Annotated in this window: 13 protein-coding genes, 4 tRNA genes and 1 pseudogene; 12 read left to right on the top strand and 6 right to left on the bottom strand. The window is 58.7% G+C overall.

Annotated features, from left to right (window positions below):
- Nucleotides 1–868: 868 nt before the first annotated feature.
- The 3 genes from xopAW to MMG91_RS12700 form a co-directional block, all read right to left on the bottom strand.
- Nucleotides 869–1,714 (bottom strand): XopAW family type III secretion system calcium-binding effector, encoded by an 846-nt coding sequence (gene xopAW, locus MMG91_RS12690; protein WP_310659788.1) that lies wholly within the window; start codon nucleotides 1,712–1,714, stop codon nucleotides 869–871.
- A gap of 163 nt (nucleotides 1,715–1,877) precedes the next feature.
- Nucleotides 1,878–2,930: a HAMP domain-containing sensor histidine kinase gene (locus MMG91_RS12695; RefSeq protein ID WP_305446538.1), complete on the bottom strand. Its 1,053-nt coding sequence runs from the start codon at nucleotides 2,928–2,930 to the stop codon at nucleotides 1,878–1,880.
- A complete protein-coding gene (locus tag MMG91_RS12700) occupies nucleotides 2,930–3,688 on the bottom strand; it encodes a response regulator (protein WP_310659789.1) in 759 nt (252 codons plus the stop codon). Before MMG91_RS12700 ends, MMG91_RS12695 begins: the two co-directional genes overlap by 1 nt.
- A gap of 292 nt (nucleotides 3,689–3,980) precedes the next feature.
- Between MMG91_RS12700 and pyrF the strand changes: the two genes are divergently transcribed.
- Complete coding sequence (pyrF, locus tag MMG91_RS12705; protein WP_305446537.1) at nucleotides 3,981–4,679, top strand: orotidine-5'-phosphate decarboxylase; 699 nt, start codon at nucleotides 3,981–3,983, stop codon at nucleotides 4,677–4,679.
- Nucleotides 4,680–4,811: 132 nt separating this feature from the next.
- On the opposite strand, the gene MMG91_RS12710 is transcribed toward pyrF, so the two are convergent.
- A complete protein-coding gene (locus MMG91_RS12710) occupies nucleotides 4,812–5,816 on the bottom strand; it encodes an NADP-dependent oxidoreductase (protein WP_310659790.1) in 1,005 nt (334 codons plus the stop codon).
- A 236-nt stretch (nucleotides 5,817–6,052) separates the two neighbouring features.
- On the opposite strand from MMG91_RS12710, the gene MMG91_RS12715 reads away from it, so the two are divergent.
- The 4 genes and pseudogenes from MMG91_RS12715 to MMG91_RS28985 all read left to right on the top strand — a co-directional run bounded on the left by MMG91_RS12715 (nucleotide 6,053) and on the right by MMG91_RS28985 (nucleotide 10,436).
- Entirely contained in the window at nucleotides 6,053–6,814 is a 762-nt protein-coding gene (locus MMG91_RS12715; RefSeq protein ID WP_310659791.1) for an SDR family oxidoreductase, read from the top strand.
- A 157-nt stretch (nucleotides 6,815–6,971) separates the two neighbouring features.
- Complete coding sequence (locus MMG91_RS12720; RefSeq protein ID WP_310659792.1) at nucleotides 6,972–8,363, top strand: PLP-dependent aminotransferase family protein; 1,392 nt, start codon at nucleotides 6,972–6,974, stop codon at nucleotides 8,361–8,363.
- Nucleotides 8,364–9,350: 987 nt separating this feature from the next.
- A pseudogene (locus tag MMG91_RS28980) lies at nucleotides 9,351–9,527 on the top strand (HAMP domain-containing protein); the annotation flags it as partial.
- A 204-nt stretch (nucleotides 9,528–9,731) separates the two neighbouring features.
- On the top strand, nucleotides 9,732–10,436 hold the full coding sequence (locus MMG91_RS28985; protein WP_405046538.1) for a methyl-accepting chemotaxis protein: 705 nt from the start codon (nucleotides 9,732–9,734) through the stop codon (nucleotides 10,434–10,436).
- 71 nt (nucleotides 10,437–10,507) lie between these two features.
- On the opposite strand, the gene MMG91_RS12730 is transcribed toward MMG91_RS28985, so the two are convergent.
- Nucleotides 10,508–11,266 carry a hypothetical protein gene (locus MMG91_RS12730; RefSeq protein WP_305502932.1) on the bottom strand — a complete coding sequence of 253 codons (759 nt, stop codon included), beginning with the start codon at nucleotides 11,264–11,266 and terminating at the stop codon, nucleotides 10,508–10,510.
- A gap of 395 nt (nucleotides 11,267–11,661) precedes the next feature.
- Here MMG91_RS12730 and MMG91_RS12735 point away from each other — a divergent pair.
- The 4 genes from MMG91_RS12735 to MMG91_RS12750 all read left to right on the top strand — a co-directional run bounded on the left by MMG91_RS12735 (nucleotide 11,662) and on the right by MMG91_RS12750 (nucleotide 12,074).
- Nucleotides 11,662–11,737: transfer RNA gene (locus MMG91_RS12735), tRNA-Glu, on the top strand.
- Between the two features lie 2 nt (nucleotides 11,738–11,739).
- Nucleotides 11,740–11,815, top strand: a tRNA-Gly gene (locus tag MMG91_RS12740).
- Between the two features lie 104 nt (nucleotides 11,816–11,919).
- A tRNA-Glu gene (locus MMG91_RS12745) sits at nucleotides 11,920–11,995 on the top strand.
- A gap of 3 nt (nucleotides 11,996–11,998) precedes the next feature.
- Nucleotides 11,999–12,074, top strand: a tRNA-Gly gene (locus MMG91_RS12750).
- Between the two features lie 60 nt (nucleotides 12,075–12,134).
- Here the strand turns inward: MMG91_RS12750 and MMG91_RS12755 are convergent.
- Complete coding sequence (locus tag MMG91_RS12755) at nucleotides 12,135–13,001, bottom strand: DNA-binding response regulator (RefSeq protein ID WP_310659793.1); 867 nt, start codon at nucleotides 12,999–13,001, stop codon at nucleotides 12,135–12,137.
- Between the two features lie 407 nt (nucleotides 13,002–13,408).
- On the opposite strand from MMG91_RS12755, the gene MMG91_RS12760 reads away from it, so the two are divergent.
- The 3 genes from MMG91_RS12760 to MMG91_RS12770 are packed head-to-tail and all read left to right on the top strand — an operon-like array spanning nucleotide 13,409 to nucleotide 15,492.
- Nucleotides 13,409–13,603: a Flp family type IVb pilin gene (locus MMG91_RS12760; protein ID WP_258616531.1), complete on the top strand. Its 195-nt coding sequence runs from the start codon at nucleotides 13,409–13,411 to the stop codon at nucleotides 13,601–13,603.
- Between the two features lie 27 nt (nucleotides 13,604–13,630).
- Nucleotides 13,631–14,161, top strand: a complete 531-nt coding sequence (locus MMG91_RS12765) for a prepilin peptidase (RefSeq protein WP_310659794.1) — start codon at nucleotides 13,631–13,633, stop codon at nucleotides 14,159–14,161.
- A 2-nt stretch (nucleotides 14,162–14,163) separates the two neighbouring features.
- The gene (locus MMG91_RS12770) at nucleotides 14,164–15,492 is read left to right on the top strand and encodes an AAA family ATPase (RefSeq protein ID WP_310659795.1); all 1,329 of its coding nucleotides are present in this window, start codon (nucleotides 14,164–14,166) and stop codon (nucleotides 15,490–15,492) included.
- The last annotated feature ends 8 nt before the right edge of the window (nucleotides 15,493–15,500 follow it).

Genomic DNA, 15,500 nt, shown 5'->3' on the forward strand with positions numbered 1-15,500 from the left:
CGTGGTAAATGGTGCTGGGTTTGCGCTTGGTGTCTTTGGGGGTGGGCGGCTTGAGGTAGTGGTCGAGGGCACGGTCGGCGGCTTCGTGGAGTTTTTTCGAATCGAGGGATTCGTAAGGGGAAGTTGGATCGTTTTCAGGGGGATTGGGTGTGGCTTTGAACATGGTGAAGCTCCTTGATGAGTGGAACTACCGCCGTTCGCGGTCAAACGAACAAGGTGGCAGCTGTACGCGGGTTGACCGACCGGACATCAAGGAATCCGGCACACCCGAAGGTGTCCCACGCACAGCCACCGCGACACGATATTTCAGACATGCCTGAAATAGGTCTTGGACGCTGGCGCGCCTTGATTTATTCGGACGGTCAAATCCGATCGCTGATTGGTCAGCGACCCGCAAACGATAGAGCCCGACCTCAAGGCGCACAAGCCGGCGGATTCTGGCGCAGCTGTAGGCAGCGACGCAAGGTTGTGTAGCCTCAGAGAGTTTCTGGAGATGTCGATTAAACATCTTTGTTTATTGATCACTCAGGCCCTGGTTCAGGCGGAGCGAACGGTAAATAAATACGTCCCCTTTTCGTCCCCTTTTCGAACGCCGGTTAAACGAGATGGTGGGTCTTTCATGATCGTTCCCACGCTCTGCGTGGGAATGCCTCAACGGACGCTCCGCGTTCGGCTCTGGAGGGGACGCGGAGCGTCCCGGGCTGCGTTCCCACGCAGAGCGTGGGAACGATCAACACAGGAATGGCGATTTTTTATTGTGTGGGGAGCCAGGCCCGGGTTGAAGATATCCGGCCCTGAGTTTTTTGTTGGGGCTTAGGGCCTCTTCGCGGGCAAGTCGGATCGACGCACCGCCCGCGAAGCTTTTGACTCAGGTCGCCTCGTTCAGGTATTTGCCCACGGTCGCGACGTTGTCGAGCGAGTACTGCTTGCTCAGGTTGGCGATCATTTTGTTCAGGGCTTCGGTCACGTTGAACTGATTCGTGGAGCTGTCAGTGTTCTGCTCGCGGCCGGCTTGCAGGGCGGCTTTCAGTTCATCGCTGCTGACGCCACCGCTGCTGTCGCTATCCAGAACCTTGAGCAATGCGGCGCTGGTATCGGTGCTGGTCGACGAAGTGCTGTCGCTGGCCAGGGCGCTGCTCAGTTCGGTGGCGGTGACACTGCCGTCGCTGTCGGTATCGAGCTGGCTGAACAGTTCTTCGCTGGACATCTGCTGAGGTGGCGGCGGTGTTGGGGTCAGGCTGGCGACGAGTTCGTCCTGGCTGACGGTGCCGTCTTCGTTCTTGTCCAGGGCCGAGAAGATTTCTGTGCTGTCGGCCGTGCTGCCGGCGCTGGTCAGGCCATTGCTCAGTTCATCGCTGCTGATGGCACCGTCGCCGTCAGTGTCCAGGGCGCTGATCAGCGCATCGGCCAGTTCGGTGCTCGGCGCCTGATCACGCGGTGGCGGCGGTGGAGCCATCGCGGCCATTTCTTCGCTGCTCAGGCTGCCGCTTTCGTCGCTGTCCAGGTCGCTGAAGTTTTTGCTCAGGCTGACCAGCAGACCGTCGTCGGTTTTCTGCGACAGGGCGCTCGTGAGCTCGTCCTGATCCACCGCGCCGTCGCTGTTGCTGTCGAGTTTGGCGAGCAGTTCTTTCTGGAATTGCTGGCTGCGGGCGCTGTTGGTGGAGGTGCTGCTGGTGCTGGTATAGCTCGTGTAGTTGCTGACACTACCGATCATTGTGCTCACTCCTTGGAATGGGAAACCGGTGAGTGCACCGGCTTATGCAGCCTCAAGGGGTGAGTTGTCGTGGGTATGTGGGGTTTGTACCGATGGGTACACACACACACACACACACAACTATTGGTCGGCTCAGATCCTGTGGGAGCGGGCTTGTTGTGGCTTAGAGACGGGGCAGGCGGATGACTGCGGTTAAACCACCACCGAAGGTCTCTTCCAGGCTCAACTGCCCACCCAAACGCTCCGCAGCTTCCCGGGCGATGGTCATGCCCAGACCGACGCCGCCGGAGTTGCGATTACGTGAACCTTCCAGACGAAAGAACGGTTCAAACACCGCTTCACGTTTATCCGCCGCGATACCCGGGCCATGGTCGATGACCCGAATCACCAGTTCCTCGCGGCTGTCTTCAAGCGTGATCAGCGCGTCCCCGGCATAACGCAGGGCGTTGTCCAGCAGGTTATTGATGCATGAGCGCAAGGCCATCGGCTGAACCTGCAGCGGCGCGCAATGGCCGCTGGCCTGGACATTGGAACCCTGGTCCTGGGCGTTTTCGCTCAGGGATTCCACCAGCGCCTGCACGTCCATCCATTGCGGCGCCTCGCTGGTGCGCTGTTCGTGCAGGTAGGTGAGGGTGGAATCGAGCATGCTGATCATGTCGTCCAGGTCCTGACGCATCTGGCCTTGCAGCTTGTCGTCATCGATCTGTTCCAGCCGCAGCTTGAGCCGCGACAGCGGCGTGCGCAGGTCGTGGGACACCGCGCCAAGCATTCGTGAGCGCTGCTGCACTTGCTGCAGAATGCGTTGCTGCATCAGGTTGAAGGTGTGCGCCGCTTGCCGCGCTTCCCGTGGCCCCGACTCATCCAGTGGTGGACTGTCGAGATTTTCACTCAGGCGCTCGGCGGCGTCGCTCAGGCGTTGGATCGGCCGGGTCAGCAACTTGGCGCCGTACCAGGCGGCGATGATCAGCGAGACAAACTGAAAGGTCAGCGGCACCAGCGGCCCGCCGAACCACGGCCGTGGCGGCCGATTGCCGAAGCGCGGGTCCGGCGGTGGGCGTTGTCCGTCGAAGCGTTCGGAAAATTCCGACGGCGGAGGAGGGGGAGGCGGTGGACCGTAATGCCTGAACCAGAAGAACGCCAACAAGTGCGCCAGTACGATCGCCAGCAGCAGCACGCCAAACAGGCGGCCGAACAGCGTATCGAAGCGCGCACGCATCAGCCGATGTCTCGTGCGTCGAACAGATAACCCTCGCCGCGAACGGTCTTGATCAGTTGTGGGGCTTTCGGGTCATCGCCCAGTTTCTGGCGCAGGCGCGAGACGAGCAAGTCGATGCTGCGATCAAAGGCTTCGATCGAGCGACCACGGGCGGCGTCCAGCAGCTGTTCGCGGCTGAGTACCCGGCGCGGACGTTCGATGAACACCCAGAGCAAGCGGAATTCGGCGTTGGACAGCGGCACCACCAGGCCATCGGCGGCGATCAACTGGCGCAGCACGCTGTTCAATCGCCAGTTGTCGAAGCGAATATTCGCACGCTGTTCGGTGCGGTCGTCGCGCACTCGACGCAGAATGGTCTGAATCCGTGCGACCAGTTCCCGCGGCTCGAATGGCTTGGCCATGTAGTCGTCGGCGCCCAGTTCCAGGCCGATGATCCGGTCGGTGGGTTCGCAGCGGGCGGTGAGCATCAGGATCGGAATGTCCGATTCGGCGCGCAACCAGCGGCACAGCGACAAGCCGTCTTCGCCCGGCAGCATCAGGTCGAGCACCACCACGTCGAAATGCTCGGCTTGCAGCACCTGACGCATCGCGGCGCCATCGGTGACGCCGCTGGCGTGGATACTGAACCGGGCCAGGTAGTCGATCATCAGTTCGCGGATCGGGACGTCATCGTCGACGATCAGGGCGCGAATGCTCCAGCGTTTATCGTCGGCCGGCGCTTTTTGATCGTCGTTCAGAGGTGCTGGGGAGTTGTGCATGCGTGCGTTCATCTGCCAGATAGGCTGCCAACCACAAAGATAGGCTGCGAGGTTGTGGCTTCAGCATAGGCGTCCGGCCGTGAGGCGGGAAGTGCTGTAGGACCTGTTGCGGCTGCCGAGGGTAGCGTTGGAGGGTGTTGTGGGCGTGTCGTGTGTGTATCGAACTCGACACAATTGACGCAGGAGCTAGTCTTGTCTTGACCGCGACGACGAATTACCGATCATCGGGTCCCGCAGCGGCGCTGGTTCCGCTACAATGCGCGCCGATTTCGACTTGCCTGAGAGCCCACTCATGTCCGCCTGCCAGACGCCTATCATCGTCGCCCTGGATTTCCCTACCCGTGACGCCGCACTGAAGCTGGCCGATCAACTGGACCCGAAGCTGTGCCGGGTCAAAGTCGGTAAAGAACTGTTCACCAGTTGCGCCTCGGAAATCGTCGGCACCCTGCGCGACAAAGGTTTCGAAGTGTTCCTGGACCTCAAGTTCCACGACATTCCGAACACCACCGCCATGGCCGTCAAGGCCGCCGCGGAAATGGGCGTGTGGATGGTCAACGTGCACTGCTCCGGCGGTCTGCGCATGATGGCCGCCTGCCGTGAAGTGCTCGATCAGCGTACCGGCCCGAAACCGCTGTTGATCGGCGTTACCGTGCTGACCAGCATGGAGCGTGAGGATCTGGCGGGTATCGGTCTGGACATCGAGCCACAGGAGCAGGTGCTGCGCCTGGCCGCGCTGGCCGAAAAAGCCGGGATGGACGGTCTGGTCTGCTCGGCCCTGGAAGCCCAGGCCTTGAAGGCTGCTCACCCGTCGTTGCAACTGGTGACCCCGGGAATTCGTCCGGCGGGCAGCGCCCAGGACGATCAACGCCGCATCCTGACCCCGCGTCAGGCGTTGGAGGCAGGTTCCGACTACCTGGTGATCGGTCGTCCGATCAGCCAGGCGGCGGATCCGGCGAAGGCGCTGGCGGCGGTTGTTGCCGAACTCGCTTAAACGCCACTAAACCTGTGGGAGCGGGCTTGCCCGCGATAGCGGTGTATCAGACAAGATTGATGTTGACTGACACGCCCTCATCGCGGGTAAGCCCGCTCCCACAGGGTTTTGTGATTCTTTCAAAATACCGGGTTAAATTTTCAACACCAACTTCCCGAAATTCTCGCCGCTGAACAATTTCATCAGCGTCTCCGGGAATGTTTCCAGTCCTTCAACGATGTCTTCCTTGCTCTTGAGCTGCCCCTTGGCCATCCACCCGGCCATTTCCTGCCCGGCAGCGCCGAACTGGGCGGCGTAATCCATCACCACAAAGCCTTCCATCCGCGCGCGGTTGACCAGCAGCGACAGGTAGTTGGCCGGGCCTTTGACCGCTTCCTTGTTGTTGTACTGGCTGATGGCGCCGCAAATCACCACCCGCGCCTTCATGTTCAGCCGGCTCAGCACGGCATCGAGAATATCGCCGCCGACGTTATCGAAATACACGTCGACGCCTTTCGGGCATTCGCGTTTGAGGCCGGCGTGTACGTCTTCGTTTTTGTAGTCGATGGCACCGTCAAAACCCAGTTCATCGATCAGGAACTTGCACTTGTCCGCGCCGCCGGCAATGCCGACCACACGGCAACCTTTGATCTTGGCGATCTGCCCGGCAATGCTGCCCACCGCACCGGCCGCGCCCGATAAAACCACGGTATCACCTGCTTTCGGTGCGCCGACATCGAGCAGGGCGAAATAGGCGGTCATCCCGGTCATGCCCAGCGCGGATAAATAGCGCGGCAGCGGTGCCAGTTTCGGATCGACCTTGTAGAAACCTCGTGGCTCGCCGAGGAAGTAATCCTGCACGCCGAGGGCGCCGTTGACGTAGTCCCCCACGGCGAAACCCGGATTGTTCGAAGCGATGACTTTGCCTACGCCCAATGCACGCATGACTTCGCCAATGCCGACCGGAGGGATGTAGGACTTGCCCTCGTTCATCCAGCCACGCATGGCCGGATCCAGGGACAGGTATTCGTTCTTGACCAGGATCTGACCCGTCGCCGGCTCGCCGACCGGTACTTCCTGATAGGTGAAAGTCTCGCGGGTAGCCGCGCCCACGGGACGTTTGGCGAGCAGGAACTGGCGATTGGTCTGGGTAGTCATGACAGGCACTCAAGATGAATGAAGTCTTGTTGATAGACCTTCATTGGCGATGCTGCAAGGTTGGCTGACGCTGCGAATGCACATCGATCCAGTGCAGTGATAGTCAGGGCGCCGGTTCTATCACTGCAACTCATGGGCAACCAACCGGCCTTCTGATAGTGCTGCCGTGCCATACGCCCCTATGACTAGACTGGGCACACGCGATCCCCCGCATTCTTCCCTCCGAGGACATAACAATGAGCATGACGTTTTCCGGCCAGGTCGCCGTTGTGACAGGCGCGGCCAATGGTATTGGCCGCGCGACCGCTTTGGCGTTCGCCGCCGAAGGTTTGAAAGTGGTGGTCGCTGATCTGGATGCGGCCGGTGGTGAAGGCACTGTGGCGCTGATTCGCACCGCGGGCGGTGAAGCGACTTTCGTGCGCTGCAATGTCACTGTGGAAAGCGATGTAAAAAATCTGATGGACGAGGTGGTGAATGCCTACGGCCGTCTCGACTATGCCTTCAACAACGCCGGTATCGAAATCGAGAAAGGCAAACTGGCCGAAGGCACGATCGATGAGTTCGACGCGATCATGGGCGTCAACGTCAAAGGCGTCTGGCTGTGCATGAAGTATCAGTTGCCTTTGCTGCTGGCCCAGGGTGGCGGCGCGATCGTTAACACCGCGTCGGTCGCCGGCCTGGGGGCTGCGCCGAAGATGAGCATCTACGCCGCCTCGAAACACGCGGTGATCGGCCTGACCAAATCGGCGGCCATCGAATACGCCAAGAAAAAGATTCGCGTGAATGCGGTGTGCCCGGCGGTGATCGACACCGACATGTTCCGTCGAGCCTATGAAGCGGACCCGAAGAAGGGCGAATTCGCCAACGCCATGCACCCGGTCGGGCGTATCGGCAAGGTCGAAGAAATTGCCAGCGCGGTGCTGTACCTGTGCAGCGACGGCGCGGCGTTCACCACCGGGCATTCGCTGGCGGTGGATGGTGGGGTCACGGCGTTTTAGTGTTTTGCCCACTTCTTCAAGCGCCGGTTCCCTGACGACGCCGGTCAATGTGTTTCAAATGGTTAGAACCGAGGGTTTTGGCGGCGTTGTCGCACATCTTCTCGAGCGCTCCTGTGATTAACTGTTTCCCGCAAAACGGAGAGGAGTTTGCTTGCTCATGGAGTTGAGAATCGATCGAGAGGCATTGGTGCCTGTCGTGCAGCAAATCGTCGACGCATTGGCCGAATGGCTCCGTCGCGGCGAGGTGTCACCGGGGATGCGTTTACCTTCCGTGCGGCAAATCGCGCGGATCAATCTGCTCAGTCAATCCAGTGTCGTCGAGGCCTGTGAACGGCTTGTGGCTCAAGGGTTACTGGCAACGCGTAACGGGACGGGTTTCTTTGTCGCGGTAACGGCGCTGGCTGCTCAGGGGCAACAGGATCTTCCCTGGTTCGAAGGGGTTGAGGAAAAGCAAAGCAGCCACGTCGGCGAACTGAAACTGGGTTGTGGCGGATTACCCGAGAGCTGGCGCGAGACTGACGACCTGAGCTACGCCATACGCCAGGTCAGCCGCACCGATATGGCCGGATTGTTCAACTACAGCACGCCGCTGGGCTTGCCTGCCTTGCGTCAGCAGATCCTCAAACGATTGAAACAGCTGAATATCACGGTGGATGAAAGCCGAATCCTGACTACGGCGGGGGCCAGTCATGGGCTCGACCTGATCGTACGGACATTATTCAAGACGGGCGATTGCGTGGTGGTGGAGAGTCTGGGCTATTCGATGCTGTTCGAGCTGCTCAGGCTGCACGGGATCAGCATGATCGAGGTGCCGCGAACCCCTCACGGGCCAGACACCCATGCCCTCGAGGCATTGTTGCTGAAGCACAAACCCCGTGGCTTGTTCATCAACAGCTTTTATCACAACCCCACCGGCAGCAGTCTGACCCCTGCGGTGGCTCAGCAAGTTCTGCAACTGGCCAAAAAAAATGGCGTGCTGGTGATTGAAGACGACGTCTATGCGGATTTGCACAGCGGCCCCGGCACGCGCCTTGCGGCACTCGGCATTGATGACAACGTGATCTATGTCGGCAGCTACTCCAAAACCCTCAGCAGTTCGTTACGGGTCGGCTTTGTCGTGGCTGGTGCCGATGTTATTTTGCGACTGGCCAGGGTCAAGATGATCAGCAGCATGGGCGCTTCACGATTCAGCGAGTCGGTACTGGCTTGTTTGTTGGCCAGTGGTGCCTATCGCAAGTTGGTGCAGCGTCAGCGTCAGCGATTAAGTACTGACAGGGAAGCGGCCTTGCAAATACTTGAAGACGCCGAATGGGAGGTTTTCGGCAAACCGGTGGGTGGCCTGTTCATCTGGGCGCGCTCACGCAACGCTGACTATGCTCAGGTGCGGACTCAGGCGCGGCGCTACGGTGTCCTGCTGTCTTGTCCAACGGCGTTCAGTCCGACTGGCCAGGCTCATGACTGGCAGCGGATCAACGTAGCTTATGCCTGTGATCCTCGTGCCCGGGCATTTTTTCAGGCCACCGCTCGGGATCGACCTCAAGCGTTCTGAAAGCGACGCGGGCGTAGCTTTTTGCCATTATTCCGACGCCAGAGACTTGTGTTGGCACCGGCCCGTTGCGAATCTGCATCAACAGACAATGGCAGGGGACTAAGCGCAATGATTTCGGCCGTGCAAGGACGTTTTGCCAACCTCGGTATGGCGAAAAAACTGGGTGTCGGGTTTGTACTGGTACTGCTGTTGACAGCCTTGGTGGCGGCCATCGGCGTATGGTCCCTGCAAACCATCAGTCAGCGCTTCGACGGGCTCAAGCAGATGTCGTCGCTCAACAGTGGTTTGCTCAAGGTTCGCCTGCTCGAGCAGGAATACGCCTTGCACGGTAATCCGAAAACCGCGGACGCCTTGCGCGCCGGGGTGGACGCTCTGGTTGCTCTGGCAACCGAACTCAAGGCACAGTCGGCGACCAATGTGCCGGTCATGAATGATGTCGAACAATCTCTGGGGGCCTATCGCAAGGCTTTTGACGAGTTTGTCTCGCTGAGTCAGGCCAAGGACCTGGCGCTGGAAATGGCCAGTTGGTCGGTCTCCAGCGTGGCCAATAACCTCGATGTGCTGCAGGCCGGTCTCGCCGACGATGGTGCCTATACCTTGAAAGAATCCGAGGGCAAGGACGGCGCGCAATTCATCGAGCAGGCCAATCAGGTCAGCCAGGTTTCGCGCTTGATGTTGCAGGCCATGAACGAAGCGCGCGTACGCCTGGACCAGAGCCGCAAGGGCGACGATAGCGGCGGGCAGGGCAAGATCGAGCAGGCCGATCAGGCATTGACGCAGGCCGGGCAACTGAAAACCACGATCAAGGATGAGGGGTACCAGACCGTCCTCAATGAAGTGTCCGGTCACATCGCCGGTTTCAGTGAAAAACTCGCCGAGTACACCGGCTTGTTGGCGCAGGAAAAGACCGTCTACGAGCAACTTCACCAGCGCGCCGCTCAAGTGGTGGCGCGGGTGGATCAGGCCTACGTTGCCGAAGATCAGTCGATGCAGGCAGAGCTGAAAAAGAACTCGCTATTGATCATCGGCTCCTCGGCACTGGCCTTGCTGGTGGGGCTGATTGCTGCGTGGGTGATCACCCGGTTGATCGTCGCGCCGCTGCGCAGTGTGATTCGTGTGGCTCAGCAGATCGCCGCGGGCGATTTGAGTGCAACGATTGAAGTGACCCGCCGTGACGAGATCGGCCAGTTGATGCAAGCCATGCAGCAAATGGGCGCAGGGCTCAGCAATATCGTCAGTGGTTTGCAAGCCGGTATCGAACAGCTGGCAAGCTCTGCTCAATCGCTGTCGGCGGTGACCGAACAGACCAACCTTGAAGTCAGCAGTCAGAAGGAAGAAACCGAGCAGGTCGCCACCGCAATGAACCAGATGACCGCCACGGTGCATGACGTTGCACGTAACGCGGAGGAAGCCGCCCAGGCCGCGCAGACTGCCGATGGCAAGGTCGAAAGCGGTCAGCAGGTGGTGCGTCAGAGCATGGCGCGGATCGAACAATTGGCGGACTCGGCCACCTCGGCCAGCTCCAGCATCGAAAGCCTCAGTGCGGAAATCCAGAACATTGGCACGGTGCTCAGCGTGATCAAAAGCGTTGCCGAGCAGACCAACCTGTTGGCGCTCAATGCGGCCATCGAGGCGGCGCGGGCCGGCGAGCAGGGCAGGGGGTTTGCGGTGGTGGCCGATGAGGTGCGAGCGCTGGCCAAGCGAACCCAGCAATCGACCGAAGAAATCGAACGGCTCGTCAGTGCCTTGCGCTCGGCGGCGCAGTCGTCGGTGCAGCAGATTCAGAACAGTGGCGAGTTGGTGAAGCTGGCGGTAAGCGATGCGTTGCAGACCGAGAGCGCCTTGGGGAGCATTGCGGCAGCGGTGTCGTTGATTCAGCAGATGAACCAGCAGATTGCGGCGGCTGCGGAAGAGCAGAGTTCAGTAGCCGAGGAGATTAATCGCAGTGTCACCAGTATTCGCGCCAGTGCGGATCAGTCGTCGCTGGCGATGCAGGGCAATGCCGCGTCGAGTATTGAGTTGGCGCAGTTGGGGGTTGAGTTGAAGGGGATGGTGGGGCACTTCAGGTTGTAGGGGCTGCCTCTCTATCAATCCCAACGCAAAAAAAAGCCACCTGACCCGGTGGCTTTTCAGCATTTGCGTGATCAGTCGTAGATCGCTTTTTTCTTCCAGTCGGCATCCGCCTCGACGTCTTTGAGGCCTTCAGTCAATTGGTTCATCTCGCCTTCTACCGGAGCGATCTTGTCCATGACCTGGGCGTTGGCGCGGGCCAGGAGTTTCTCCAGGTATTCCAGCTGTTCAGCGTAAATCTGCGGTTCCTGTTGTTTGCGCAGGTATTGCACACCGCGTTCAAAGGCCAGGCGAGCCTGGCCGGGCTGGTTCTGTTGTAGAGAATGCTGGCCCAGGTTGTTGAAGAATTCGATATGCAGCAGGACCAGGATGTGGCGCACTTCGCGGATCCAGCGCTTGGCTTCGTTGGTCGGCAGGAAGCCGTCCTGTGCGGCGCGGGTGATCTGGCCATGCATGGCTTCGAGCAGGAAACGCACGTCTTTGGCTTTGGCTTCGGTCTGGATCGGTGCCGGCGGGTTGTTGACCGGGATCGATTCGCCCTGGGCGACCAAGGCACTCAGCTCGGTAATCCGTGCCTTCAACGTGGCGTTGGTTTTTTCCAGGTTCAGCAGGCGCTGGCAGACGTTCAGTTCCAGACGGGTCAACAGCAGCTTGAGCGCCGGTGTCATCAACTGACCGGGGAAGGTCTCGGTGATTTCGCCGCAGCGACGCAGGCGGTCATTGAGTTCAACCTTGGTGCGGGCCTTTTCCAGCTTATTGTTCTCCACCACATGGTTCATGTAGCCAATGGCGATCAATAGTGCGATCCCGGCTACGACTAGCAGGGTGATCATGAGTGGTGTCACCGGTAAGACCTCTTATATAGGGTTCGCGTGCGTGTCGAGTGTAGTGGCTTGGCATTTGGGCGCCTAGGGCCGCTCGACGAGTTGAATCGGCTATGGCTTTGCTTATATCGGCCGTAACGCTGCATATATAAGTAAATAGCGTGTGAGGTGCACAGTGCCATCATCTCGGTGTGGACTATAGCGCCTTGCTGGAAGCCAGAATATAGGCGTCAAAGGTCAGTCGACGGAAAAGCCTGAATCGCTGCTGAAAGCAGGGCGAAGTCATTGATTTAAATAAATTTATATCTGGGGGTTGACGACCCCTCAATCCATCCATAGAATGCGCGCCACTTACAGCGTAAAGCACACAGCGAAACGCGGTAGGGAGTGAATGTTGTACGTGTGTCCCCTTCGTCTAGTGGCCTAGGACACCGCCCTTTCACGGCGGTAACAGGGGTTCGAGTCCCCTAGGGGACGCCAATGCGGGAATAGCTCAGTTGGTAGAGCACGACCTTGCCAAGGTCGGGGTCGCGAGTTCGAGTCTCGTTTCCCGCTCCAGTTTTAAACGGCTTTGCTTTCGGGCAGGGCTGAGTGAAACCAGAACCAAATCTTCGGATGCGGATCTGGGCACCGAAACACACACCATGTGTTCCGGGCAGCGTGTCCCCTTCGTCTAGTGGCCTAGGACACCGCCCTTTCACGGCGGTAACAGGGGTTCGAGTCCCCTAGGGGACGCCATTTGCGGGAATAGCTCAGTTGGTAGAGCACGACCTTGCCAAGGTCGGGGTCGCGAGTTCGAGTCTCGTTTCCCGCTCCAAATTCAAAGAAAACGCCGCTCATTGAGCGGCGTTTTTTGTGCGCGTGAAAAAAACCTGCCTCAACTCCCGAGGCTCTGCACCAGGCTTTCGAGCACTTCAGCGGTTGTATCCTCCAGCGCCGGTTGCGCTGCTACTGCTCTGAGTTGGCATGTCAAACGGTATTCGCTGGGCGTGCAGTTGACGAACTGCTTGAATGCGCGAGCGAAGTAGGACGGATCCTTGAAGCCGGCCTCATAGCCGATGCTGGTAATAGGCATCTGGCTATTGTCGAGCAGTTGCTTGGCGAAGCTCATGCGCTTGTTCAAGATGTAATCGGTGAAACCAACGCCATTGGCTTCCTTGAACAGGCGGCTGAAGCGAAAGGTCGTCATGCCGCAGCGCTTCGCCAACTCCCTCTGATCGATGCTGTCCCGAAAGTGCTGATCGATGTAAAGCATGACGTTGCTCAGCGCCTGGTGTTTTTGGTGCCCCGAGGTCAGGCGGATGCTGTCCGGCAGGGTAGGGGAGTGATCGATCAACGATGTCTGGCCCTGGCCGTTGGCATTTCGGCGCAACTCGCACAGCTGCGCCACCGCCGTCAGGTAACGCTTTCTCTCGTTGGATGAGAGCGGCAGCACCATGTATTCCCAGACACTGGAGCGCATGGCCCAGACAGCCAGTTCTTCCGAGTGCTGCACGGTGAACATGGTGATCGGGATGGTGGGGGTGGTGCGTTTGATCTCCAGCAACAACCTCAAGCCGGGTGTGTCTGGGCGGTCGAAATGGATGCAGATCATGTCTGCCTGTTCCGCGATGGGCAACGCGGAATTTTTTGCCAGTTTGCAGTCGCAGGTGCCCTCGAACTGCGCGATGAGTTCCTTTGTGGAACGATCGTGAGTCTGATCGAACCATAGTAGCGATGGCCTTCTGGTCAAATTGGACGTCATGTCTCTACTCTGCGGTTCTTCGTGCCGTTCTCGGTGAGTAGTATTGCTAACGTTCGATCACTTTGCAGACTAAATGCTTATAAGGAACTCATGCTTTAATTCTATGCGCTCTATATTTCGTTCGAAAAATAGCCCCTGCCCGATTGTTTCCTAGCGTGGAATCAATGTATCGAGCCTCAACCGCTCGTCGCTTGTGAATCAACGACAATCGCACTCGCAAGTCATTTCCTTCCTTACCCCGCCGTGCCTTCCAAAAGCCAACTAACGGTAGTTGGCACCCCCGCAAAAAAGTCCTAGTGATGTGCAAAATCTTCCTAACGCCTATGCCTTGCCCCTGACTAGTGTTGCATCCAGGCAGCGCAGAACGCACTGCCTTCCGAAAAAACAACATTCGAGAGGTGGGCAAAATGATCATGCAAACAATCAAGGCTTCGGTAATGAAGTTCATCAAAGACGAAGATGGCCTGACCATTGTGGAGTATGCGGTGGCGGGTGGGTTGATTACGGTGACTGTCGCCGCAGCGTTCGTGGCGCTTGGAGGTCAGGTGGAAACCAAAATCGATGCACTGTGCGCCGCGGTCAACGGTGGGGTCGCTTGCTAACGATAACTCGCAATCGGGAGACGTGCCATGTCCATGGAATTGCTGGTGTCGATAGTTGTACTGCTAGGACTGCTGGCCGTCGCGGTGGTGAGCGATCTGCTTCACCACCGTATTCCCAACATGCTGGTCTTGTTGGGCCTTGCCCTTGGATTGGCCGGTCAGACTTATTCAGGTGGTGTCAGCGGATTGGGTGACGGCCTGTTGGGTATGCTGATCTGTTTTGGGCTGTTTCTGCCCATGTACGCCTTTGGTGGCATGGCCGCCGGCGATGTCAAGCTAATGACCATGGTCGGCAGTTTTCTTCCGTTTCATTTCGCGTTGTGGGCTGCCTTATTCAGCCTGATAGCCGGTGGCGTGTGCGGTTTTCTGATAGTCCTGGTTCGCGGTCAATTGCGCCAGACCTTCGGACGCTATTGGTTGATTTTGAGAGCGCAGGCCTATTTTTCGCCGACTTCAGATGAAGTGGCTGGCAAACCTTTTCCTTATTCGATCGCCATCCTGATTGGCACTTTAAACAGCGTCTACTGGCAACTCGTTGCTGGTGGATTGGGAGCTTAGTCATGCACGTCATCGTCGATAGTGATGCCTACCCCAGCGACCGGGATGCGGTGCAACGACTGGCGCCTCAGCCGTGCACAATCAGCGATACCGGTCTGACAGACAGTTTTCTCGGTGAGCTGGTGTGCAAGCATCTGCATGACGCCGGCGTGCTCGACATGCCGCGGCTGGTAGATCGCCTGGCGCTGACCGGCGCCGTACTTGAAGAGATCCTGGCGTTTCTGCGCAAGGACGGCCGTGTCGAAGTGCTTGGCCAGATGGGGCAATCCGGTGGGCAGATGCTGCGTTATGGCCTGACCGAACGCGGACGCAGTGCCGCCCGCGATGCCTTGTCGCGCAGTGGCTATATCGGTGCGGCACCGTTCCCGGTGAGTACCTATCGGTCCCTGATCAAATTGCAGACCATTCACCATGGTCGCATCAACGCCAACGATATGCGTAATGCCCTTGCTGGGGTGGTGCTCACGGAGGGCATGCTCGATCAGTTGGGTGTGGCACTGAACTCCGGGCGCGCAATCATGATTTATGGCCCCGCGGGTACCGGCAAGACTTATGTCAGCAGTCGGCTGATTCGTCTGTTCGCCGAGGCCATCTGGGTGCCTCATGCCATCGTGATCAACGAGTCGGTGATAGAGATCTACGATCCGCAGGTACATCAGCGGCTCGATGAAAGCAGTCAACAGAACAATCTGATGCTCAACGAAGGGATCGACCGTCGACTGCTGTGCTGCAAGCGCCCGATCGTTATTACGGGCGGCGAACTGAGCATGGAACAGCTGGACGTTCGCTATGACTCCTCCACCCGTCAGTACCAGGCCGCCTTGCAGCTCAAGGCCAGTAATGGCCTGTTCATCATCGACGACATGGGACGCCAGCGCATGGCCCCCGCCGAACTGTTGAACCGCTGGATCGTCCCCATGGAAGAGAAGCGCGACTTCATCAACCTGGGCGGTGGTCGGCATTGCGAGCTGCCGTTCGATCTGATTCTGGTGTTTTCCACCAACCTCAATCCCCTGGAGCTGGCCGATGAGGCCTTCCTTCGCCGGATTGGCTACAAGCTGCAATTCGGTTACCTGAAGCCTGAGGAGTACGAAAAGATCTGGCGTCAGGAATGCGAGCGTCTGGGCATTCCTTTCGACCCGCTGCTGCTGCGTTACGTACTGCAAAGGCTTTATGCAAGCGAAGGCATGCCCCTGGTGCCTTGCCATCCCCGAGATCTCCTGAACATGGCGCTCGATCGCCAGCGCTATATGGGTGGTTCCGGACCATTGTCACCGCAAGAGTTGGAATGGGCCTGGCACAACTATTTCGTCCAGCTCGACTTTCTTTGATACGGAGA

This window comes from Pseudomonas sp. JL3 (genome assembly GCF_031570575.1).
In the GTDB taxonomy this organism is placed as follows: domain Bacteria; phylum Pseudomonadota; class Gammaproteobacteria; order Pseudomonadales; family Pseudomonadaceae; genus Aquipseudomonas; species Aquipseudomonas cucumis.

Coding starts and splice junctions, on each gene's coding strand:
- pyrF (WP_305446537.1), top strand. CDS start 3,981: ATGTCCGCCTGCCAGACGCCTATCATCGTCGCCCTGGATTTCCCTACC.
- MMG91_RS12760 (WP_258616531.1), top strand. CDS start 13,409: ATGATCATGCAAACAATCAAGGCTTCGGTAATGAAGTTCATCAAAGAC.
- MMG91_RS12755 (WP_310659793.1), bottom strand. CDS start 13,001: ATGACGTCCAATTTGACCAGAAGGCCATCGCTACTATGGTTCGATCAG.
- MMG91_RS12700 (WP_310659789.1), bottom strand. CDS start 3,688: ATGCACAACTCCCCAGCACCTCTGAACGACGATCAAAAAGCGCCGGCC.
- MMG91_RS12695 (WP_305446538.1), bottom strand. CDS start 2,930: ATGCGTGCGCGCTTCGATACGCTGTTCGGCCGCCTGTTTGGCGTGCTG.
- MMG91_RS12720 (WP_310659792.1), top strand. CDS start 6,972: ATGGAGTTGAGAATCGATCGAGAGGCATTGGTGCCTGTCGTGCAGCAA.
- MMG91_RS12715 (WP_310659791.1), top strand. CDS start 6,053: ATGAGCATGACGTTTTCCGGCCAGGTCGCCGTTGTGACAGGCGCGGCC.
- xopAW (WP_310659788.1), bottom strand. CDS start 1,714: ATGATCGGTAGTGTCAGCAACTACACGAGCTATACCAGCACCAGCAGC.
- MMG91_RS12730 (WP_305502932.1), bottom strand. CDS start 11,266: ATGATCACCCTGCTAGTCGTAGCCGGGATCGCACTATTGATCGCCATT.
- MMG91_RS12770 (WP_310659795.1), top strand. CDS start 14,164: ATGCACGTCATCGTCGATAGTGATGCCTACCCCAGCGACCGGGATGCG.
- MMG91_RS12710 (WP_310659790.1), bottom strand. CDS start 5,816: ATGACTACCCAGACCAATCGCCAGTTCCTGCTCGCCAAACGTCCCGTG.
- MMG91_RS12765 (WP_310659794.1), top strand. CDS start 13,631: ATGTCCATGGAATTGCTGGTGTCGATAGTTGTACTGCTAGGACTGCTG.
- MMG91_RS28985 (WP_405046538.1), top strand. CDS start 9,732: ATGACCGCCACGGTGCATGACGTTGCACGTAACGCGGAGGAAGCCGCC.